Origin of the sequence: Rhizobium sp. S96 (genome assembly GCF_030382195.1) — a bacterium.
Lineage (GTDB): Bacteria > Pseudomonadota > Alphaproteobacteria > Rhizobiales > Rhizobiaceae > Rhizobium.
Genome location: NZ_JAUDRY010000003.1, coordinates 1 through 20,496 on the forward strand (window position 1 = coordinate 1; position 20,496 = coordinate 20,496).

Here is a 20,496-nt window from a genome sequence, read left to right on the forward strand (position 1 = left end):
GGAGAAACGCAGGAACTTGACCACTACGACTAACACAAACGATACCTAAAAGCGGGTCACTTCTCGGTGGAAACGCCGGGTCAGCTCTCAATGGGAATCAACATCCTCTGGCCGCTTGCCCTCCACGAGGCGTTCTATGATCGATTTCAGGCCGCTGTGGATCGGCACTTGGCGCGATGCCTTCTCCCGCTTTTGAGGTTTAAAGCGGAAGCTTCCGCTGTCAGTGATGTCTTTACGCTTGAGGCTGACAATGGCGTCAATGCGGGCACCCGTAAGAGCGCCAATGAGCATCACGTCTTTGAGGTAGGACTGGTTAGGCTCGCCTGCGAAAAGCTTGATCATTTCCTCATCTGTGAACGGGCGCTCCTTCTCATCTTCCGTAGGCTGAACCTTCGGCAGGGACTGACGGGACCACGGAGAGCTATCAAGCTCGACATAGCCGCGCTTCTCCAGCCAGAACCAGAACTGGGACAAGCAAGACAGGTATTTGTTGATGGTCCGATTTGTAAGCGGTCTTTCCGTGCTGGCTGCAAGGTCACCGATGAATTGGCCCGCTCTTCTCCGTGTGATGGCCTCGATCACGAAAGGCACACGGTTTTCCTTGCACCAGTCCTCCAGTGACGTGATCGCTCTGCTGCTGTCGCTTTTGGTACGAGGCGACCACTTCACCTGAGCGTGGAAGAGGTCGAGCGGTTCGCGGACTGGGGTTTCCTTACCGAGAGCGACCCGAAGGAACTGCCCTGCCTTTTCCTCGCTCTGTCGGTCAAAGATTGGGCTGTCCGTCTCCTCATCCACGCCAACCTCTTGGCCCCTTATCTTGTCGGCAACCTGATAAATGCCATCGGTCTCCAGTTCCACCGCCTCAGTGCCCCCCTCTTGTGACTGGAGGCTGGCTCGCAGATCGAGGGCGAGGCTAGTCAGTTCCTTACTCGACATGGAGGGCACTGCGGCAATGCCTGTGACCACCGCCTTCGGAAGCCTCCCAGCTCGCGCCGCCTCGATCATAGCAAGAAACTCGGCCACAACCGCGTGTTTACGCCGCTCAGCTTCCGCTTGGCTATGGGTCTCAAGAGAGCGCTTCAGGCGTGTCTTGCCCACGATCTTGACCATGTCTCGCGGTACAGGGACAGACACCCTCCAACCGCCGTTATTCATCTTCTCAAGGTATGCTGGAGCGCGGGTGCGAGACAAGGAATGTACCTCAAAATGCCCTATGATATGTACCCTACCCGTATGAAATTACTTATTCTTTTGCAACATCAAATTGTTAGGTTCGTACCCTATGAGGGTCCAGGTTCCCCAGCCAAATTATTTTACCATACAATTTTGCTTGTTCGCATAAAATGGCACCTATTTGTCAATAACATAGGCTTGCTTAGCCCATCTGGATAGGCGTCGCCCACACCTCCAACCATACCCCTTCTCCCATCCCGCTTTTGTAGGCAGAGTACCGGCTAACGACGCGACCCAACCCCTGAGAAGACAGGGAGCAAACGATGGACAAGGTTGCTATGTCTCAGCGTGACGCAAACTTAAAGGCGCGCATCAAACAGTGGCGCGAAGCTTTTCGCGACAACACAACCGGCATCCACAAAACTATTCACGATATGGTTTGGTACTACGCAGCGTTTCGCACTGCGGTCCAGATAGTCAACCTCTCGACCGAGAAGGGCGCGCACGGTCCGCCTCTCAATGAGATGATGTTTGATCTCGTGCAGACCGGGTATTGGTCAACCTTGCTGTTAGGTGTCCGTCGCCTTCTTGACGCCAGCAGCGTTATCAACGGCAAACGAGGTGTCTACTCGCTTCGTTCGGTCATTCAAGATATTAAAGCGTGTAGATCACTGCTCACGCGTCGGGTGTACGTCGAATGGGTCTGCGAGGCGCAGTATGACGTTGAGCGCTTGAAGCGCGAGAATTGGGAAGCCCTACGTGCGGCCAATGGCAAAGCTGTATGGGGTGATCCTGAATTGCCAAAGAGCGAATGGAGTCACCGGTATTTTGATCGCTTGAGCGGCGTGTCATCGGAAGCGCGCACCCCAGATGACCTAATCGATACAAAAACCTTCACGCTGATCGAATCGCGGTTGGCACGTCTGGATACAATTGCTGGATATGTTAGCTCGCATGTCGTTCATGCAGGTAACGCTGAAAGTAGAGAGGGTAGAGGTATTGGCGAGTTCGACATCCAAGATGCGCGCGCGGCTCTTAAGGAACTGAAGCAGATAGCCGATCTCGTTGGTATATGGTTTGCAAACGCGAGCAGTGCAGGTCTCGCAACGTACCTTGGTGACCAGTTTAAGGGTCTGGACAAACCGATGATAGCTCACGCTGAGATCAAAGACTTGGAGCGGCAGTGGCGCGAGATCGAGCAGGACGTCGCAAGCTGGTCTGCATCGCTAGAGGAACTCTAGCCTAATCGCTCGCGGACTTTCTCCTGGCTGGCATTGGAAAAGCGCTACGGCAAGGAACAACGACAAATCGCCCGAACGCGGCCCTCGACGCGACGCTTTTAAATCCTCCCAGACTTTATCCTTTGTGGGTACGTCAGCCGCTTTTCAGCGCTTCCTTATGTAGATCAAAGATATAGCTTAAATCGTGGCCCGCGGTTGAATATGCTGCCAATGGCAACGGCGGTGTGGATCGCGAATGGGAAATGCGTGAGGCCGAATCAGAGTGTCTGAGAGGCTTTCGAAAACCTCGGCTGGGTGACGTCCGACATGGAAAAGAGAAGGCCCGCACTTCCATCCATCAGCAGTCCGCTCATGACGTTTGCTGTTCTGGCGGGGCTTGCGATCGGGTGTTTTCTCGTCTTCGTTCAACGCCGCAGCGACAGTCCTGCGCTGGCCTGCATTGAGATCATCCTTTCCCTTGCAATCCCTTGCGCGGTGGTCGAGCTCTTCGTCAACCGCAGCCCCCAGCGCTCGGGAATGAGCTTTTCCAGGCGTGATTTCAGCCCGCAACGCCTGCTGCGAAAGGTGCTTGCCCTTTGGGTCATCCTGGCGGTGCTGGCATTTTGCTACCACGCGTTTCCGATCTATCGCGGCGATTTCTATGCCCCGTTCAACTGGCTCTGGCAAAACAGCTTTCTGCCGCTCGTGGTTCTTTCGGTTCCTTATCTGGCTTTTGCTGACATGGTGCAGGAAGAGCCGAATGACACTCTGTGGAAGTTGGGAAACCGCCTCTTTTCCCGGCCCCATGCCCTCTCGTTCGTCGAGATAAACTATCTCCTGGGCTGGCTGGTGAAGGGCTTCTTCTTTCCGCTGATGTTCGTCTATCTTTGCGGGCAGATCTCCGATCTTCGCGAGTTCGACCTCTCCCCGTTCTTCTCGTCGTCCTATCGGGCGTTTGTGGGCGGAAGTTACGATCTGCTCTATCTCGCCTTTTTCTTCATCGACCTGACGGTCTCGGCGACCGGATACATCATGACGTTTCGCCTGCTGGGAACACAGATCAGAAGCGTCGAGCCGACCCTCGTCGGCTGGCTCGTGGCGGTCGTCTGCTACCAACCCTTCTACAGCATCCTCTACTCAAGTTACCTCAGCTACGGGCACGACCGGCCATGGGGCGTATGGCTGTCCGACCAGCCGATCCTCTACTCCCTCTGGGCTCTGATGATCATTGTCTGCCTGAGCTTTTACGCCTGGGCAGCCGTGTGCTTCGGCATCCGGTTTTCCAACCTGACGAACCGCGGGATTATCACCAATGGGCCCTATCGCTGGACGAAGCATCCGGCCTACATTTCCAAGAACATCTCCTGGTGGCTGGTCAGCATTCCCTTCCTGCCGCCGGATTCAAATCCCTGGACGGCGATCAGGCTTTGTGCCGGCCTGCTGATCATCAATTTCATCTATTTCATGCGCGCAAAGACCGAAGAACGGCACCTGCTGCGCGATCCTATCTACAGGGACTATGTGGAGCACATACGCAGCAACGGCGTCTTCCGGCACCTGCGATTTGGGTCGAAATGATTGAGTGGGCAGCAGCGCCTATCGCCGTTTCCCCAGCAAGCCGGGCGCATCAGCGCAATTTTCTTCAAGTCTTTTCGCACTGCCGCTGTAAGAAATATTGTTTTATATCAGCAATATAAAAGGCATGCACCAGCGCAAAACGAATCTGTTCTGCGCCAATCCCGTTTCTGCACTATCGCACTGCACCCAAGTCAGGTTATCCTGCATCCTTCGCGCAGTATTGCTCCGGCAGGCAGTATGAGGCGGGTTGAATGACGAGAAGCGGCCATCGAGACTACTTCTACGCGCTAGAGGGCATCAGAGGGATAGCTGCGCTCCTTGTCGCGGCCCGCCATATGATCCCCGCCTTCCGACCGGTCACCAGTCCATCCAGTTATCTCGCCGTCGATATCTTCTTCCTGTTGAGCGGCTTCGTGCTGGCAGCGAGCTACGAGCAGCGGCTGCAATCCGGCTACCTCACGGCGCGGTCGTTCTTCGCGCTGCGGCTGGCAAGGATCTACCCTCTCTACATGGTGGGGACGCTCTTCGGATTTTTCGTGTTTGTTTTCCGGGAAGAGATCTCGCCGCCGTCACTATCCCAGGCGCTGACGCTGGCAGTGCTCTTCCTGCCCAATCCGGATCCGGCGACGAACCTTTATCCCCTCAACCCGCCGGCCTGGTCCCTGCTGTCCGAACTGGTGATGAGTTTCATCTATGGCGTCTTCCTTTGCCGCGCCCGCAACGCCTTTGTCTGGGCCACCGCAGCCGTCAGCGGTGCGGCCTTCACCTGGGCGACCGTCGCTCATGGGCGTGCGGATATCGGCTTCCAGCAGGACCTGCTGTGGGCCGGCATGGCGCGCATCGGATTGTCATTCAGCGTCGGCGTGCTGGTGTATCGACACCTGAACGATTTGCGCGCGCTCATCGGGCCTCTCGGCGACAAGGCCACGATCGCCATCTTCGGGGCCGTCGTGCTTGCCCTTGCCGCGCCGGTCTCGCAGACCAGTCCACTCTCGATGCCTTACGCCATGCTCATGATCTTCATCGTGTTCCCGGCGATCATGATCGCCAGCGTCAACGCCTCTCCGACGGGACGGCTGCAGGACACGTCCATATGGCTTGGGCGTCTGTCCTTTCCGCTCTACGCGGTTCATGCGCCTGTTTTCATGGGGATCGAAGGCCTTACCCACCGCATCACGGGAGTGGAGATCGGTGCGTATGCTCCCTGGGCCGGTCCGGTCGTGCTCGCTGCGGCGGTGTGGATCGCACTTCTTGTCGAGCGGCATTTCGATCGCCCTCTTCGCACCGTGCTAAAGACCTGGCTGTCGAAGAAATCATACGCGAGCTGATCGAACGCCGCGACGCGACGAAAAAGGCGACCTCCCCCGGGGGGAAGGTCGCCTCAATAGCATTCTCGCCGTTTGGAAAATCAGCCCTTCGGCTGCGGCACGATGCGGATATAGGGCTTCGGCGCCTTCCATCCGTCCGGATAGATCGTCTTAGCTTCTTCGTCACCGACCGAGCCAGCGATGATGACATCTTCGCCGTTCTTCCAGTTCACCGGGGTCGCTACGCGATGCTTGGCGGTGAGCTGGAGGGAATCGATGACGCGCAGCACTTCGTCGAAGTTGCGGCCGGTCGTCATCGGATAGATCAGGATGAGCTTGATCTTCTTGTCCGGACCGACGACGAAGACGTTGCGAACGGTCTGGTTATCGGCAGGCGTGCGCTTCGTCGGGTCGCCGGAAACGGGAGCCGGAAGCATGCCGTAGAGCTTGGAGACGTTATAATCGATATCGGCGATCATCGGGAAGTTCGGCGCGTGGCCCTGCGTTTCCTCGATGTCGCTGGCCCAGCCGGCATGGCGGTCGAGCGGATCGACGGACAGGCCGATGATCTTGACGCCGCGCTTGTCGAATTCCGGCTTGATCCGGGCCATGTAGCCGAGTTCGGTCGTGCAGACGGGCGTGAAATCCTTCGGGTGGGAGAACATCACCGCCCAGGAATCGCCGACCCAATCATGAAAGCGGATCTTGCCATCCGTGGTTTCGGCTTCAAAATCCGGCGCAATATCATTAATCGCAAGCGTCATGGCTTTGTCCTTAGGTTTAAATAATTGAAGATGGCGATTTGTTCGCCAAAACCCGAAATTTATCAAGTTGCTTTTCTGGGGTAGGTCACGAAATCGACGGCCTCGATCGGCGCTCTACTCAAGCCAAGAACATCATGAACGATCGCGCAGAACGCGCGTTTCGACGGGCAGTTCTATCCCCTTCAAAGAGAGTAGACGCGTTTCCATCCCGCTGACGAGACCGGGCGCTTGCGCAGCCGTGGTGGCGGATAACAGAATCTCGCCGGCCGCGGCCTGGGATTCCAGCCGGGCAGCCAGGTTGACGGCACCGCCGATTGCCGTGAAATCGCTGCGAAAGCTCGAGAACTCGCCGATTTCCACATCACCGCTATGGATGCCGATACCCACGCCAAGCGTATGTTCCGGCAAGCTCCCGATGTCCGACCCCAGGCGGTCAAGTGCGACAGCGCACTGGCGCTGGATATCGAGCGCGGCCCGGACCGCTGCGCTTGCGTGATCCTTGATGGTGATCGGAAAATTGAAGATCGCCATCAGGCCGTCACCCATCTGCTTGTTGACGATGCCGTGGTGAGCCCATATCGCCTGTGCGCAGCGATCGTGGAACAGACTGACAATCGCGCTCAGTTCCACCGGATCGATACGCTCGGACAGAACCGTGAACCCCCTTATGTCAGCAAAGAGAATGGTCGCGTTGGCGGAAACGTGGCGCTTCTTCTTGACGTATCGGAAGGAGCGCTCGCAGATCGTGCAGATATTCGGGTTCATCTTGCTGCGGGTGACGCCGAACGCGCGGAACGGAAGCGCCAACAGGCCGCGAATTGGAATGGGGACACGCATCTGATCCCAGCATCCCAAACAGATGTTGGCAGGCTCCATGGAAGGCGACACTGTCGTCATGCGCTGCAACTCGTTCCGGCTGGCGGGTGTGCCCGATCCTTACGGGCAGGCAAGCTTCCGACATTCGCGGGCGTTTGGCAACTCCGGCGATACGACCTCAAGCCAAAGACCGCGAAGGTTGTCAGGATTGGCGAACGGCCGCGGCCCCACCGCGCCTTCGCGCAGCGCGGATGTCGGCGTTCACCCCGTTGACTGTGACCGCAATCCTTGGCAGGAACGCCTGCGAACGACGGCGTGCACCTCAGGAACCACCGTACCGGCAGGAATTATTCGCGCGCGCTCACAAGACAGCGAGAGATGGCCCTTCCCAAGCGGTCTCTCAAACACCGGAATTTCAATGCCTTATGAGCGATCTCCGTTTCGCGCGGTCGCGTCATGGCGGGCACTGTCTGTTCCGAAGCATGATCGTCATCCCGGGCAAACGTCGCTTCGGCGCTGCCGCCGGCGCGCCTTGCGTCACCAGCTAAACGCCAGCCACAGGCCGGCAACAACTTTTTGGACCACATCCGCATATGATCCGCATCGAAAACATCAGCAAGCAGAACAGCCACCGCATCCTGTTCATCGAAGCGTCGGCGGCGCTCAACAAGGGTGAAAAGATTGGTCTCGTCGGGCCGAACGGCGCCGGCAAGACCACGCTCTTCCGCATGATCACTGGACAGGAGCAGCCGGATGAAGGCCAGGTCTCCGCCGAAAAGGGCGTGACGATCGGCTACTTCAACCAGGATGTCGGTGAAATGGAGGGCCGGAGTGCCGTGGCCGAGGTCATGGAGGGCGCCGGCCCGGTGAGCGTCGTTGCAGCCGAGCTGCGCGAGCTCGAGGCCGAGATGGTCGACCCGGACAAGCTCGACGAGATGGACCGGATCATCGAGCGCTACGGCGAAGTTCAGGCCCGCTATGAGGAGCTCGACGGCTACGCCCTCGAAGGTCGCGCCCGCGAAGTGCTGGCCGGTCTCAGCTTCACGCAGGAAATGATGGACGGCGACGTCGGCGGGCTTTCCGGCGGCTGGAAGATGCGTGTGGCTCTGGCCCGCATTCTCCTGATGCGCCCCGATGTCATGCTCCTCGACGAACCGAGCAACCACCTAGACTTGGAAAGCCTGATCTGGCTCGAGGAATTCCTGAAGACCTACGATGGCGCGCTGCTGATGACGTCGCACGACCGCGAATTCATGAACCGCATCGTCAGCAAGATCATCGAGATCGATGCCGGCTCGCTGAACAGCTATTCCGGCGACTACGGCTTCTACGAGCAGCAGCGTGCACAGAACGAGAAGCAGCAGCAGGCTCAGTTCGAGCGCCAGCAGGCGATGCTCGCCAAGGAAATCAAGTTCATCGAACGCTTCAAGGCGCGTGCCTCCCACGCGTCGCAGGTGCAGAGCCGCGTGAAGAAGCTGGAGAAGATCGATCGCGTCGAGCCGCCGAAGCGCCGCCAGACCGTCGCGTTTGAGTTCCTGCCCGCCCCCCGCTCCGGCGAAGACGTGATCAATCTCAAGAACGTTCACAAGAAGTACGGCAGCCGGACCATCTATGAAGGTCTCGATTTCATGGTTCGCCGCAAGGAGCGCTGGTGCATCATGGGCATCAACGGTGCCGGCAAGTCGACGCTGCTGAAGCTGGTCGCCGGATCGACGGAGCCCGATCAGGGTAGCGTCGCGCTCGGCGCCAGTGTCAAGATGGGCTATTTCGCCCAGCACGCCATGGATCTGCTCGACGGCGACCGCACGGTTCTGGAGTGGCTGGAAGATTCCTTCCCGCAGGCCGGCCAGGCGCCGCTACGCGCTCTCGCAGGCTGCTTCGGCTTTTCCGGCGATGACGTCGAGAAGAAGTGCCGCGTCCTCTCGGGCGGTGAGAAGGCACGGCTCGTCATGGCAAAGATGCTGTTCGACCCGCCAAACCTGCTGGTTCTTGACGAGCCGACCAACCACCTGGATCTCGACACGAAGGAAATGCTGATCAAGGCGCTCTCCGAATACGAGGGCACCATGCTGTTCGTTTCGCACGATCGACACTTCCTTGCAGCTCTGTCCAACCGCGTATTGGAACTGACGCCTGACGGCATCCATCAGTACGGCGGCGGCTACACGGAATATGTCGAGCGCACGGGCCAGGAAGCCCCAGGCCTGCGCGGCTAATCAGCCGACCTTTCGACAATTGAGCGCGCTGTCAGGCGCGCTCTTCCCATACCTTCGCGAGTTCGACGATCGTCTGCACGGCCTTTTCCATGTCCTGGCGGCTCACCCATTCGAGCGGTGAGTGGAAAGCATGGCCTCCGGCAAAGATATTGGGGCATGGCAGGCCCATGAAGGACAGGCGGGATCCATCGGTGCCGCCGCGAATGCTGCCGCGCACGGGCGTCAGCCCGGCACGCCTGATCGCCTCGACGGCATTGTCGGCGACCTCAGGATGGTTCTTCAGAACCGCCTTCATGTTGCGATACTGCTGCTTGACTTCAAACCGGTAGGATGAGCCCGGATAGGCCTCCATGACATTGCGCACGATCTCCTCGAGCAACGCTTCCTTCTGCTCAAGCCCGGCATCATCGAAATCGCGTATAATGAGGCTGAGAACCGCTTTTTCCATCGAGCCCGTCACACCTGTCGGATGAAGAAAGCCCTGGCGACCATCCGTGGTCTCCGGGGCTGCGTCCCTGGGCAGCCGGTCGATGATGGCGCCGGCGGCCTTGATGGCGTTTTCCATCTTGTCCTTGGCAAAGCCTGGGTGCATGGCGACGCCCTGGATGGTGATCTCCACGCCGTCGGCCGAGAATGTCTCGTCCTCGATATGGCCGGCCGTCGCGCCATCCATCGTATAGCCGAACTCAGCACCGAGTTTTGCCAGGTCGACCTTGTCGACACCGCGGCCGATTTCCTCGTCCGGGGTGAAGAGAATCTTGATCGTCCCGTGGCGGATGTCGGGATTATCGACCAGAAACTGCGCGGCCGTCATGATCTCGGCAAGTCCGGCCTTGTCGTCGGCGCCGAGCAGCGTCGTTCCATCGGTGGTGATGATGTCGCTGCCGATCTGGTCCTTGAGGGCCGTGTGCTCGCTGACGCGGATAACCTGCTCGGTATCGCCCGAGAGCCGGATGTCGCCGCCGGCATATTCCCGGACGATCTGCGGCTTGACGTTCGTGCCGGTGAAATCCGGTGCGGTATCCATGTGCGAGCAGAAGCAGATCACTGGGACCGGCTTGTCGGTGTTTGACGGGATGGTCGCATAGACATAGCCGTGCTCGTCGAGATGGGCGTCGGAGAGGCCGATGTCCAACAATTCCTGGACGAGCAAACGGCCGAGATTCTTCTGTTTTTCGGTCGATGGCTGCGCCGACGAAGCAGCATCCGATTGCGTGTCGATGACGACATAACGAAGGAAGCGATCAACAACGGTATCTGCCATTTTCACAGGTCCTATCCAGCTCATGAGCGATACACTGCTGTAGCCTTCCGGTACGCTGTGGTGAAGACGCTTTGGAAAGAAAGAACATCCCCGGTGGTTGAAGGCGTCTAAACCGTGAACTTCGCCGTCGAGCATTCGTAGAGAACGCCGCCGGTCGTCGCGTCGATGCCGACGAGGCTGACATCGTAGCCCCAGAGATGGCGGATATGCGCGAGGGTGGCATCGCGAGAGCCCTCTTCGAGCAGGATGCCGTTTTTCACGCTGTGCTGCAGCCGCAGTTGCCGATCCCCGAGCAGATCGACGTCGACCACCTGGATATCCGGCTGCCGGGCAGCAACATCATAGCTGCGCGCCAGTGCGGCCCTGACCGAGGAATAGCCACGCTCGTTGTGGATCGAGGAAACCTCGCAATACTTGTCCGCCGAGCGATCCGACAGCAGAAACAGGCGGAACTTGCGCATCAATTCCGGGCTTAGATACTGGAGGATGAAGGATTCGTCGCGGTGGTTCGCCCAGGCGTCCCGCAGAGTCCCCATCGGGTCGCCATTGCCGGCCATTGACGGGAACCATTCGCGATCCTCCTCCGTCGGCTCCGTGCAGATGCGCTCGATATCCTGCATCATCGCAAAACCAAGCGCGTAAGGATTGATCCCAGGAAAACGGGGATCGTCGAATGCCGGCTGAAACACCACGTTGGAATGGCTGCGCAGCAGTTCCAGCATCGCGCCTTCACTGATCCTGCCTTGGTCGAAGAGCCGGTTGATGATCGTGTAATGGACGTAGGTGGCACAGCCCTCGTTCATGACCTTCGTCTGGCGCTGCGGATAGAAATACTGCGCGATGACACGAACGATCCGCAGGAGTTCCCTTTGCCAGGGATCGAGGATCAGGCTGTGTTTCTCCAGGAAGTAGAGCAGGTTTTCTTCCGGCAGGTTGAGAACCTTCTTGCGTTCGGAGGCATCGCGCTCGGCCTCCTCACGATCGCGATTTTCCACCGCAAGCGGCAGCGTGCGCCAGAGATCGCTATAGGTCTGCTCCTCGTATTCCAGCCTTTCACGCGCGCGCTCCCTGACCTTTTCGGAGGAAAGGCGCGGCGGACGACGATAGCGGAACACGCCGTGGTCCATCAGCGCATGGGCGGAATCCAGAATCGCCTCCACGGCATCAAGTCCGTGCCGCTCTTCGCATTTGGCGATGTATTTCTTGGCGAAGTCGAGATAGCTCAAGATCGCGCCAGCATCCGTCCATTGGCGGAACAGGTAGTTGTTCTTGAAAAAATGATTGTGGCCGAAGGAGGCATGCGCCGTGACCAGCGTCTGCATCGCCATCGTGTTTTCTTCCATCAGATAGGTAATGCAGGGGTTCGAGTTGATCACGATCTCATAGGCGAGGCCGCGGGCCCCCTTTCGATAGTAATGATCCTCGTGGACGAAGCGTTTACCGAAGGACCAGTGCTGGTACATGAGCGGCATGCCGACCGACGAATAGGCATCCAGCATCTGCTCCGAGGAGATGATCTCGAGCTGGTTGGGGTAGATGTCGAGCCCCATTTCCTCGATGGCAATCTTCTCGATGGCCTCGTAGGCCCGCGACAGTGTCGCAAAATTCCAGTCCGATCCATCGAACAGCAGATTGGAGGCCGGCCGTTTCGCCATCTCGACCATCCCTTCAGCCGCGCGCACGCACGGCCGGCTGCCGTGTGAAGAGCCGGCGGAACACAGGGTAGATGTTTGCGGGCCGTGCGATCCGCGCCATCTGGAAGTTCGGAATTTCACCATCGACGGCGCGGTAGGCCCGCCAGAGCGACGTTCCGTTGTCAGTCGTCCCGAATATCTCCGTCTCCCGTTCGTCGATGATTTCGACATAGGCGTAATACTGGCAAAGGCGCATCACCCGCTCGCGTAGGAGCGCTGCGCAGCGCTCGGAATCGCCGCTGGTATTGTCGCCATCCGACGCCTGTGCGGCGTAGATGTTCCACATTTCCGCCGGGTAGCGCTCGTCGATGATCCGCAGCATCTCTTCCAGCGCGGTGGAAACGACCGTTCCGCCACTCTGCTTGCTGTAGAAGAACGTCTCCTCGTCCACTTCCCGCGCTTCATCCGTGTGGCGAATGAAGACGATGTCGATCCGCTCGTAGCGGCGTTTGAGAAACAGATGCAGCAGCACGAAGAAGCGCTTGGCGAGATCCTTCTCCCGCTCGCCCATCGATGCCGAAACGTCCATCAGACAGAACATGACAGCGCTGGCATTCGGCAAGGGTTGCCGCTCGAAGCGGTTGAACCGCACGTCCACAGGATCGACATAGGCGATGCGCCGCCGCCGCCGCTCCAGAAGATCCAGTTGCTCCCGCAGCACCTTGAGTTGGTGCGCGCTTTGCCGAGAGTTGTTGGGATCGTTCTCAAGCGCGGCTATCTCATCCGCCAGCGCCTGCATTTCGCTATCGCTCGGTCGGCCCAGAGCCATGCGTCGACCAAAGCTGTTTCGCATCGTGCGGCCGACATTGATGTTCGTCGGTGTGCCGGCGGTGGTGAACCCGACGCGGCGGGCCTTGTAGATGACCGTTTCCTTCAGATTGAGCTTGACCATGTCGGGCAGCTCAAGATCCTCGAAGAACAGGTCGAGGACCTCGTCACGCGACAGCACGAACTGGAAATCGTCATCGCTACCGCCGCCGCCGCTACCGGCACTGCCGCCACCGCCTCCGCCCCCTTCCGGGCGCGGAAGGCGGTCGCCCGCCATATATTCACGGTTTCCGGGCAGGATGTACTCGCGGTCGCCGGTGCCGGACGCCTGCCTGAACGTGGGCTCATCAGCACCGCGCTTGGGCATTGGCACGCCATGGGCCGATCCGACATCCGCGATGCGGTCGGACTTGACCTGATCGGCGATCGCCCGCTTGAGTTCTTCGCGGGCGCGTTTCAAAAAGCGCTGACGGTTACCGAGGCTCTTGTCCTTCGGATTGAGCCGACGGTCGATGAAATTCGGCATTGCCAACCCCCCGCTCTGGCATCAGCCGGCCTTGTTGACCCGCATGTACCAGTCGACGAGCCGCCGCACCTGCCGTACGGTATATCCGCGCTCGGTCATTCGCTGGACAAATTCGGCGTGCTGCTTCTCAGTCGCGCTGTCCTTCTTCGAGCCGAAGCTGATGACCGGAAGCAGGTCTTCGACCTGACCGAACATGCGCTTCTCGATGACCTCCCTGAGCTTTTCATAGCTGGTCCAGGAAGGATTGCGCCCGTTGTTCCGCGCGCGGGCTCGCAAGGTGAACTTGACGACCTCGTTGCGGAAATCCTTGGGATTGGCGATGCCGGCCGGCTTCTCGATCTGCGACAGCTCGCTGTCGAGAATCTCGCGGTTGAGGATCTGGCCGGTATCGTAGTCCTTGAAGTCCTGATCCTCGAGCCAGGCGTCCGCATAGGCGATGTACCGGTCGAACAGGTTCTGTCCGTACTCGCTATAGGATTCAAGGTAGGCCTTCTGGATTTCGTGACCGATGAACTCGGCATAGCGCGCTGCGAGCTCCGACTTGATGAAATCGAGATAGCGCGCTTCGGTCTCTTTCGGGAACTGCTCCCGCCGGATCGCCTGTTCCATGATGTACATGAGGTGGACGGAGTCCGCGGCGACTTCCTTGGTATCGTAGTTGAAGGTCTCGGACAGCACCTTGAACGCAAAGCGCGTGCTGATCCCCGTCATGCCTTCATCGACGCCGGCGGCATCGCGATATTCCTGGACCGACTTCGCCTTCGGATCCGTGTCCTTCAGATTTTCCCCGTCATAGACCCGCATCTTTGTGTAAAGGGGCGAGTTTTCGTGCGGGGAAAGCCGCGTGGATACGGTAAACCGGCTCAAGTTTTCCAGTACTTCAGGCGCGCAGGGGCTCTTGGCCAGCTCGCTTTCGCGAAGCAGCTTTTCATAGATCAGCCGCTCCTCGGTCACGCGGAGGCAATAGGGCACCTTCACCACCAAGATGCGGTCGAGAAAGGCCTCGTTGTTCTTGTTGTTCTTGAACTGCTGCCACTCGGATTCGTTGGAGTGGGCGACGACGGTGCCTTGATAAGGAAACGCGCCGAAGTTCTCCGTGCCGTTGTAGCTGCCTTCCTGGGTGGCGGTCAGTAGTGGATGCAGCACCTTGATCGGCGCCTTGAACATTTCCACGAACTCCAGGAGGCCCTGCGTGGTCCGGTTCAGACCACCGCTGTAGGAGTAGGCATCCGGGTCCGCCTGGCTGAAGTTTTCCAGCTGACGAATGTCGACCTTGCCAACCAGGGCAGAAACGTCCTGATTGTTCTCGTCGCCGGGCTCGGTCTTGGCAATGGCGATCTGCCGCAATCGCGACGGCGTCAGCTTGACGACACTGAATTTCGAAATATCGCCGCCGATCTCGTCCAGTCGCTTGGTGGCCCAAGGCGATATCAGGCCCGTCAGCCGCCGTCTGGCAATCCCGTATTTGTCCTCGAGAAGATCCGCCATCCGCTCGGGATGAAAGAGGCCGAGGGGGGATTCAAACACAGGGCTGATCTTGCCATCGACGGCAAGCGTGTAGATGGGCATGCGCTCCATCAACCTCTTCAGCCGTTCGGCAAGCGACGACTTGCCGCCGCCAACCGGGCCGAGCAGATAGAGTATCTGCTTGCGTTCCTCCAGCCCCTGCGCGGCATATCGGAAATACCCGACGATACGTTCGATCGTGTCCTCCATGCCGTAGAAATCGGCGAAGGAAGGATAGATCTTCACGGTTCGATTTGAGAAAATTCGCCCTAAACGTTCGTCTGCACTTGTGTCTATGAAGGTTGGATCGCCGATCGCTTCGACCATCCGTTCTTGTGCCGTTGCATACATTCTCTTGTCATCACGGCATGCTAGCAGGTATTCCTGAAGGCTTATTTCTTCTTGCGCGGCGCTCGTATAAATCTCCGAAAAGAGATCGAACACGTCGCATTCGCTCTTCTGCATAATGTACTCCCGCAGCCGGTTGGGATGAAACGGGACAAATGCGTGATCGGCTCGCTAACCGGTCAACGCATTATACGGCGTTTTGGTTCCACCCCAAGACGCAAGATTATTGGCTGCTGTGCGCTAGGCCTCCAACCTTGCCATGATGCCATCCGCAACCGTCCGCATCCGGTCGGCAGACGCATGTCCGATCAGCATGAACGCGTGCGACGGGCTCGCCCAATAGACAACGTTCATGCCCTTGCGTGCCTCGACCTCGGCAGGTCTAGCGCCGTCGGCCGACCGAACTATGCACAGCGCCATGGGTCCGGTCTGTGGATCAAGATACGCGATCTGCGCCAATGGCGCATCATCATACTGCAGAACAAGCGCACGTTTGAAATCGGCGCCTTCGATCGAGATCGCCTCTGCCGGCAAGCGAAGGTCAAGTTTCTCTTCGAGGATAGAGAGTTGCGCGGCCTGGCTCTGCGCGGTGGGCACCGGTCCGGCCAGCGTGTCGGGCGTGTAAAGCGCGATGTATTCGGCAACGGCAGCACGCCACTCATTGCTCTCATCCTTGACCGCGAGGCGCCGGCCGAGCCCAATGAATGCCCGGTCGGCCACGACGCCGGCAACCACACAGGCAGCAAGAGCAGCGAGAAGGCCGCGACGGGTTGGGCGAACCGGTACCGGTGTTTCAGCCGGGGCTACCGAGGCAAGCATTGCTTCAAGCTTTGCCTTGGGTGCGGCGGCAAGCAGCGGCTCGAACGCCTGTTCGAAGGGAAGACTGCTGCGCGACAAGAACTCGAGCCGTGCGACCACACGCGCGTCAGTTTCGAGAAGAAGCCCGATCCGTGCGGTTTCGTCGGGTGACAATTCGCCGTCGATATAGGCTGTCAGCTGTTCGTCGGAGGGAAGCTTGTTGTCGTCGTTCATCTTGCGCCCTCCCCCAGGAGATTGCCGGAGAGCTTTGCGCGGGCGGCAGCAAGGCGGCTCATCACGGTACCAATCGGAATATCCAGTATGCCAGCAACCTCCTTGTAGGACAGCCCCTCAACATAGGCCAGAAACACGGCTGCGCGCTGAGCATCCGGAAGCGCATTGACGAGCCGCAACACCTGATTCGCCATGACATGCGCTTCCGTCTCGCGAACGCCGTCGAGAACCAGCGCCTCGTCGGCATCGACGAAACCCTGCCCCTGACGCACCCGCCGGGAGCGAATTTCATTCAGCCAGATTGAATGCAGGATCGAAAACAACCAGCGATCCAGCCGCGTACCCGCTTCGAACTGCGACGACCGCTCGAGGGCGCGCAGGCAGGTCTGCTGCACCAGATCGTCGGCGACATCGCGACGATGCGACAAAACCAGCCCGTAGCGCCAGAGCCGGGACAGGTTGTCCGTCAGCCCGATCCTGATATCCGCTTCGCTTGCGATGACCGCCTCCGCCACGGTTGCTGCCACAGAACGCGCCGGCCCGACCGGCGCGTTATGTGTTGCCCGACTATAGGCAGGAAATGTGGTATAGGCGACTGGCATTGGAATATCCCCATTCAGCGCACACTGGCACGCTACGCCGGCCTAGATTTTCGACGGATCGGCGATCGCTTCGTCGAGGTCCTGATACTCCTCGCAACCCGTGCCGCAGATCGTCTTGATTGTGTTCAACTGCTCCTTGGCGAGGTCGAGGCGACCTATGACGACATAGGCTTCGCCGAGATATTCGCGAACCTTGGCGTATTGCGGATCGAGCTGCACCGACTTCAGATAGTAGGAGATGCCTTCGTCGGTGCGCCCCAGCTTGCGGGTCGCGTAACCGCGATAGTTGAGTGCCTCGGCGGTGTTCTGGTCCTTGAGCGTATCGAGCATGGCCAATGCCTCATCGTAACGGCCAGCCTTGGCAAGCGCGTAAGCATAGTCGGTACGGTTTTCGTCGGTGACGTTGGCACTATGCTGCTTGACGCATTTCTGCGTCTTCTTGTCGTAGACCTCTCCCTTTTTGCAAACAGGCATCGTTTCGCTATCGCTGCTGCCAGCAGCATAGACCGGTGCGGAAAATGCGAACGCGGCAATGCATCCACCAAGCACAACCGACGCAATTCGAACAGGCATGGTCGTCATGGAAAATCTCCCTGAAAAATGACGTTGCGGGCGATGAACACCGCACAAGGTCGTTTTATTCAGCGATCGCCCCATCTTTTGAGATCACTAGGTTGTGACCACCGCCGGCGAATAAACGCAGGCTTGAGGTGTTTGCCGCCTACTCGCCGGGGCGAGAAGGAGCATTCCGTTGACCGATACAGTAAAACTACTCAGCCTTGCGGTTGCCGCACCCGAGCATATCATCACGCAGACAGAGGCCGCTGACACATCCGCACGGCTCTTCTCCGACAGGCTTGCCGATTTCTCGCACCTTGCAAGCGTCTTCGAGAATGCCGGCATCAAGCAACGCCATGCGGCCCGTCCGCTCCAATGGTTTGTCGAGCCGCATGGCTGGCAGGATCGGATGGACGCCTACGCCGAAGTCGCGCGCCGCCTCTTTGCCGAGACCGCCACAAACGCATTGAAGAAAGCAGGCATGCGGGGAAGCGAGGTGGACTGCATCGTCACCGTATCGTCCACCGGCATCACCACGCCGAGCCTTGATGCCCAACTGGCGGAAAGCATGGGGTTCCGGCCGGACGTCGAACGCATCCCCGTGTTTGGACTTGGCTGTGCGGCAGGCGTTTCCGGCTTTGCCATCGCCTCTCGGATCGCCAGAAGCAGGCCGGGGGCAACGGTGCTATTCGTCTCCCTGGAACTCTGCACGCTGGCGTTTCGGCTGGATGAACTGACCCGCGCCAACATCATCGCGACAGCGCTTTTCGGTGACGGCGCCGGCGCCTGCGTGTTACGCGTCGCGCCATCCGGCCTGGCCGAGGTGGAATCGACGGGCGAGCACCTTTTTCCCAACACCCTCGGGATCATGGGCTGGAAGATCGATGACACTGGCTTTGGCGTCGTGCTCGCACAATCCCTGCCGCAGTTTGCGGAAGCCGAACTCCGCCCCGCGCTGGATGGGATTCTCAAGCGCAACGGACTGTCCCATGGCGATATCGATCGCTTCATCTGCCATCCCGGCGGAGCGCGGGTGCTGACGGCGCTGGAACGCGCGCTGACACTGACACCGGGCACGCTCGACCACGAACGCGCCGTGCTCGCGGAATATGGCAACATGTCATCGCCGACGGTTCTATTCGTCCTCGAGCGTGTCATCAGGGCGGGATTGCCGAACCGCAGCGCCATGCTGGCAATGGGACCCGGCTTCGCGGCAAGCTGCGTTACGCTCCGGAAGGTCGCCTGATGTGGGTCTCGATCGCGCTCCTGAGCTTCGTGACCATGCAGCGCCTAGCGGAGCTCTCGCTTGCACGTCGCAATACTAAGGCGCTGCTCGCGGAAGGTGGCCACGAGGTAGGTGCTGAGCATTATCCCTACGTCGTTCTCCTGCACGGCTGCTGGATTGCGGGCCTCTGGCTTCTGGCAATCGGGCGGCCCGTTCAGATTGTCTGGCTCGGCATATTCCTGCTTCTGCAAATGGCACGCCTCTGGGTCGTCGCAACGATGGGAGATCGTTGGACGACCCGTATCGTGGTGATGCCGGGTCGACCACTGGTCAGCGTCGGCCCCTATCGGTTCATGGCGCATCCCAACTATGCCGTCGTCGTCGGCGAGATCGCGGCACTGCCGCTGGCGTTTGGGCTGGTCGGCTACGCAGCGCTTTTTTCCGTCCTCAACGCCATCATCCTGCATGTTCGCATCAAGGCGGAAAACGCCGCGCTCAAGGACGCAATGATTTTGAAATAAAACGCAATTTTTCGTTTGCGCAACGCCGATCCTAGGGGCATTTTCGCTGCCAGAAACAAGCTTGGCTGGGCGCGAGAATGACGAAGAATGTAATGGTGGTGGGCGCGGGGATCGTTGGCGTTTCGACGGCGATCCACCTGCAGCGGCGCGGGCGTCAGGTGACGCTCGTCGACCGGAAAGCGCCCGGCAACGAGACCTCCTTCGGCAATGCCGGCCTGATCCAGCGCGAGGGGGTGGTGCCCTACGGCTTCCCGCAGCAGCTCGGCCTGCTCGTGCGCTATGCGTTCAACAACCGCATCGACGCGCACTACCACCTCAAGGCGCTTCCCGGCCAGCTGGCCTTCCTCGCCCGCTATTGGTGGAATTCCAATACCAAGCGCCACGAGATGATCTCGAAGGCCTACGCGCCGCTGATCGAACACTCGATTTCGGAACACAACGACCTGATCGAGGCTTCGCATGCCCAGCACCTGATCCGCAAGAACGGCTGGATGGAGATTTTCAGGACAGCCGGCAGGCGGGATGCCGAGTTTGCGGAGGCAGAACGCCTGCAGCGGGAGTTCGGCGTCAGCCACGAACCTCTCAGTGCCGCCGACGTCGCGCGGCTCGAGCCCGATATCCGGGGAGATTTCGCAGGCGGTCTGCGCTGGCGGGATCCCTGGTCCGTTCTTGATCCACACGGGCTGACAGCAGCCTATCGGAGCTATTTCGAAAGCCTGGGCGGCCAGTTTGCGACCGGCGATGCCAATTCACTCGGCCGCTACGGCGCCGGCTGGAAGGTAGCAACGACCGATGGATCGCTGGAGGCCGACGAAGCGGTTCTGGCGCTGGGACCATGGGCCGCGACCGCGACCCGTCGGCTCGGCTATTCCTTCCCGCTGGGCGTCAAGCGTGGCTACCACATGCACTACGCCACCCAAGACAACGCGACCCTCAACAACTGGACGCTCGACGCGGAAAAGGGCTACTTCCTGGCACCGATGAGCCGCGGCATTCGCCTGACCACGGGCGCGGAATTCGCCGCCATGGATGCGCCGAAGACGCCCGTCCAGCTTGACCGCGCCGAAGCGGTGGCGCGCACGGTCTTCCCGCTCGGCGAGCGGCTTGATCCGGAACCCTGGATGGGCGCCCGACCCTGCACGCCCGACATGATGCCGATCATCGGCAAGGCGCCACGGCATGAAGGGCTGTGGTTCGCCTTTGGCCACGCGCATCACGGCCTGACGCTCGGGCCGGTCACCGGCCGCGTGCTGGCGGAACTGATGACGGGAGAAGCGCCACTTATCGATATCTCGGCCTATTCGCCGGAACGGTTCGATCCGTAATCGCTGCGCGCTCGCCAGCGGAAAGCACGTTCTATTTGCGGGTATCTGGCCGG

At 59.5% G+C, this 20,496-nt stretch carries 17 protein-coding genes; 7 read left to right on the plus strand and 10 right to left on the minus strand.

What is annotated here, in order from left to right; genetic code table 11:
* Positions 1-87: 87 nt before the first annotated feature.
* Positions 88-1,155, minus strand: a complete 1,068-nt coding sequence (locus tag QTL94_RS00955; RefSeq protein ID WP_354666046.1) for a DUF6538 domain-containing protein — start codon at positions 1,153-1,155, stop codon at positions 88-90.
* 341 nt (positions 1,156-1,496) lie between these two features.
* On the opposite strand from QTL94_RS00955, the gene QTL94_RS00960 reads away from it, so the two are divergent.
* The 3 genes from QTL94_RS00960 (at position 1,497) to QTL94_RS00970 (ending at position 5,299) form a co-directional block, all read left to right on the plus strand.
* Complete coding sequence (locus QTL94_RS00960; RefSeq protein WP_289800302.1) at positions 1,497-2,414, plus strand: AbiU2 domain-containing protein; 918 nt, start codon at positions 1,497-1,499, stop codon at positions 2,412-2,414.
* 351 nt (positions 2,415-2,765) lie between these two features.
* Positions 2,766-3,971: a methyltransferase family protein gene (locus QTL94_RS00965; RefSeq protein WP_289800303.1), complete on the plus strand. Its 1,206-nt coding sequence runs from the start codon at positions 2,766-2,768 to the stop codon at positions 3,969-3,971.
* A gap of 251 nt (positions 3,972-4,222) precedes the next feature.
* Complete coding sequence (locus QTL94_RS00970; protein WP_289800304.1) at positions 4,223-5,299, plus strand: acyltransferase family protein; 1,077 nt, start codon at positions 4,223-4,225, stop codon at positions 5,297-5,299.
* Between the two features lie 80 nt (positions 5,300-5,379).
* Here QTL94_RS00970 and QTL94_RS00975 read toward each other — a convergent pair whose 3' ends face one another.
* Together QTL94_RS00975 and QTL94_RS00980 are read right to left on the minus strand one after the other, a co-directional pair.
* Complete coding sequence (locus QTL94_RS00975) at positions 5,380-6,042, minus strand: peroxiredoxin (protein WP_065689579.1); 663 nt, start codon at positions 6,040-6,042, stop codon at positions 5,380-5,382.
* A gap of 132 nt (positions 6,043-6,174) precedes the next feature.
* On the minus strand, positions 6,175-6,939 hold the full coding sequence (locus QTL94_RS00980) for an adenylate/guanylate cyclase domain-containing protein (RefSeq protein WP_289800305.1): 765 nt from the start codon (positions 6,937-6,939) through the stop codon (positions 6,175-6,177).
* A gap of 512 nt (positions 6,940-7,451) precedes the next feature.
* Between QTL94_RS00980 and QTL94_RS00985 the strand changes: the two genes are divergently transcribed.
* Positions 7,452-9,074 (plus strand): ABC-F family ATP-binding cassette domain-containing protein, encoded by a 1,623-nt coding sequence (locus QTL94_RS00985; RefSeq protein ID WP_065689577.1) that lies wholly within the window; start codon positions 7,452-7,454, stop codon positions 9,072-9,074.
* Positions 9,075-9,105: 31 nt separating this feature from the next.
* Here the strand turns inward: QTL94_RS00985 and pepT are convergent, their stop codons facing one another.
* The 7 genes from pepT to QTL94_RS01020 form a co-directional block, all read right to left on the minus strand.
* Positions 9,106-10,338 carry a peptidase T gene (gene pepT / locus QTL94_RS00990; RefSeq protein WP_289800306.1) on the minus strand — a complete coding sequence of 411 codons (1,233 nt, stop codon included), beginning with the start codon at positions 10,336-10,338 and terminating at the stop codon, positions 9,106-9,108.
* A gap of 107 nt (positions 10,339-10,445) precedes the next feature.
* On the minus strand, positions 10,446-11,993 hold the full coding sequence (locus tag QTL94_RS00995; RefSeq protein WP_289800307.1) for a SpoVR family protein: 1,548 nt from the start codon (positions 11,991-11,993) through the stop codon (positions 10,446-10,448).
* A 13-nt stretch (positions 11,994-12,006) separates the two neighbouring features.
* Complete coding sequence (locus tag QTL94_RS01000) at positions 12,007-13,326, minus strand: YeaH/YhbH family protein (RefSeq protein WP_113520172.1); 1,320 nt, start codon at positions 13,324-13,326, stop codon at positions 12,007-12,009.
* 21 nt (positions 13,327-13,347) lie between these two features.
* Positions 13,348-15,297 (minus strand): PrkA family serine protein kinase, encoded by a 1,950-nt coding sequence (locus tag QTL94_RS01005; RefSeq protein WP_065689574.1) that lies wholly within the window; start codon positions 15,295-15,297, stop codon positions 13,348-13,350.
* Positions 15,298-15,420: 123 nt separating this feature from the next.
* Complete coding sequence (locus QTL94_RS01010; RefSeq protein WP_289800308.1) at positions 15,421-16,212, minus strand: anti-sigma factor family protein; 792 nt, start codon at positions 16,210-16,212, stop codon at positions 15,421-15,423.
* Entirely contained in the window at positions 16,209-16,814 is a 606-nt protein-coding gene (locus tag QTL94_RS01015) for an RNA polymerase sigma factor (RefSeq protein WP_289800309.1), read from the minus strand. The genes QTL94_RS01010 and QTL94_RS01015 overlap by 4 nt, the downstream gene beginning before the upstream one ends.
* Before the next feature lie 42 nt (positions 16,815-16,856).
* Positions 16,857-17,396, minus strand: a complete 540-nt coding sequence (locus QTL94_RS01020; protein ID WP_289800310.1) for a tetratricopeptide repeat protein — start codon at positions 17,394-17,396, stop codon at positions 16,857-16,859.
* A gap of 169 nt (positions 17,397-17,565) precedes the next feature.
* On the opposite strand from QTL94_RS01020, the gene QTL94_RS01025 reads away from it, so the two are divergent.
* From QTL94_RS01025 to QTL94_RS01035, 3 genes are all read left to right on the plus strand, one after another.
* Positions 17,566-18,618, plus strand: a complete 1,053-nt coding sequence (locus tag QTL94_RS01025; RefSeq protein WP_289800311.1) for a type III polyketide synthase — start codon at positions 17,566-17,568, stop codon at positions 18,616-18,618.
* Positions 18,615-19,118: an isoprenylcysteine carboxyl methyltransferase family protein gene (locus QTL94_RS01030; protein ID WP_289800755.1), complete on the plus strand. Its 504-nt coding sequence runs from the start codon at positions 18,615-18,617 to the stop codon at positions 19,116-19,118. Before QTL94_RS01025 ends, QTL94_RS01030 begins: the two co-directional genes overlap by 4 nt.
* Before the next feature lie 77 nt (positions 19,119-19,195).
* Positions 19,196-20,443 (plus strand): NAD(P)/FAD-dependent oxidoreductase, encoded by a 1,248-nt coding sequence (locus QTL94_RS01035; RefSeq protein ID WP_289800312.1) that lies wholly within the window; start codon positions 19,196-19,198, stop codon positions 20,441-20,443.
* The last annotated feature ends 53 nt before the right edge of the window (positions 20,444-20,496 follow it).

Bases quoted from the DNA above. Each gene is read 5' to 3' on its own strand.
- QTL94_RS00955 (WP_354666046.1), bottom strand. From the start codon at position 1,155: ATGAATAACGGCGGTTGGAGGGTGTCTGTCCCTGTACCGCGAGACATG.
- QTL94_RS00960 (WP_289800302.1), top strand. From the start codon at position 1,497: ATGGACAAGGTTGCTATGTCTCAGCGTGACGCAAACTTAAAGGCGCGC.
- QTL94_RS00965 (WP_289800303.1), top strand. From the start codon at position 2,766: ATGACGTTTGCTGTTCTGGCGGGGCTTGCGATCGGGTGTTTTCTCGTC.
- QTL94_RS00970 (WP_289800304.1), top strand. From the start codon at position 4,223: ATGACGAGAAGCGGCCATCGAGACTACTTCTACGCGCTAGAGGGCATC.
- QTL94_RS00975 (WP_065689579.1), bottom strand. From the start codon at position 6,042: ATGACGCTTGCGATTAATGATATTGCGCCGGATTTTGAAGCCGAAACC.
- QTL94_RS00980 (WP_289800305.1), bottom strand. From the start codon at position 6,939: ATGACGACAGTGTCGCCTTCCATGGAGCCTGCCAACATCTGTTTGGGA.
- QTL94_RS00985 (WP_065689577.1), top strand. From the start codon at position 7,452: ATGATCCGCATCGAAAACATCAGCAAGCAGAACAGCCACCGCATCCTG.
- pepT (WP_289800306.1), bottom strand. From the start codon at position 10,338: ATGGCAGATACCGTTGTTGATCGCTTCCTTCGTTATGTCGTCATCGAC.
- QTL94_RS00995 (WP_289800307.1), bottom strand. From the start codon at position 11,993: ATGGCGAAACGGCCGGCCTCCAATCTGCTGTTCGATGGATCGGACTGG.
- QTL94_RS01000 (WP_113520172.1), bottom strand. From the start codon at position 13,326: ATGCCGAATTTCATCGACCGTCGGCTCAATCCGAAGGACAAGAGCCTC.
- QTL94_RS01005 (WP_065689574.1), bottom strand. From the start codon at position 15,297: ATGCAGAAGAGCGAATGCGACGTGTTCGATCTCTTTTCGGAGATTTAT.
- QTL94_RS01010 (WP_289800308.1), bottom strand. From the start codon at position 16,212: ATGAACGACGACAACAAGCTTCCCTCCGACGAACAGCTGACAGCCTAT.
- QTL94_RS01015 (WP_289800309.1), bottom strand. From the start codon at position 16,814: ATGCCAGTCGCCTATACCACATTTCCTGCCTATAGTCGGGCAACACAT.
- QTL94_RS01020 (WP_289800310.1), bottom strand. From the start codon at position 17,396: ATGACGACCATGCCTGTTCGAATTGCGTCGGTTGTGCTTGGTGGATGC.
- QTL94_RS01035 (WP_289800312.1), top strand. From the start codon at position 19,196: ATGACGAAGAATGTAATGGTGGTGGGCGCGGGGATCGTTGGCGTTTCG.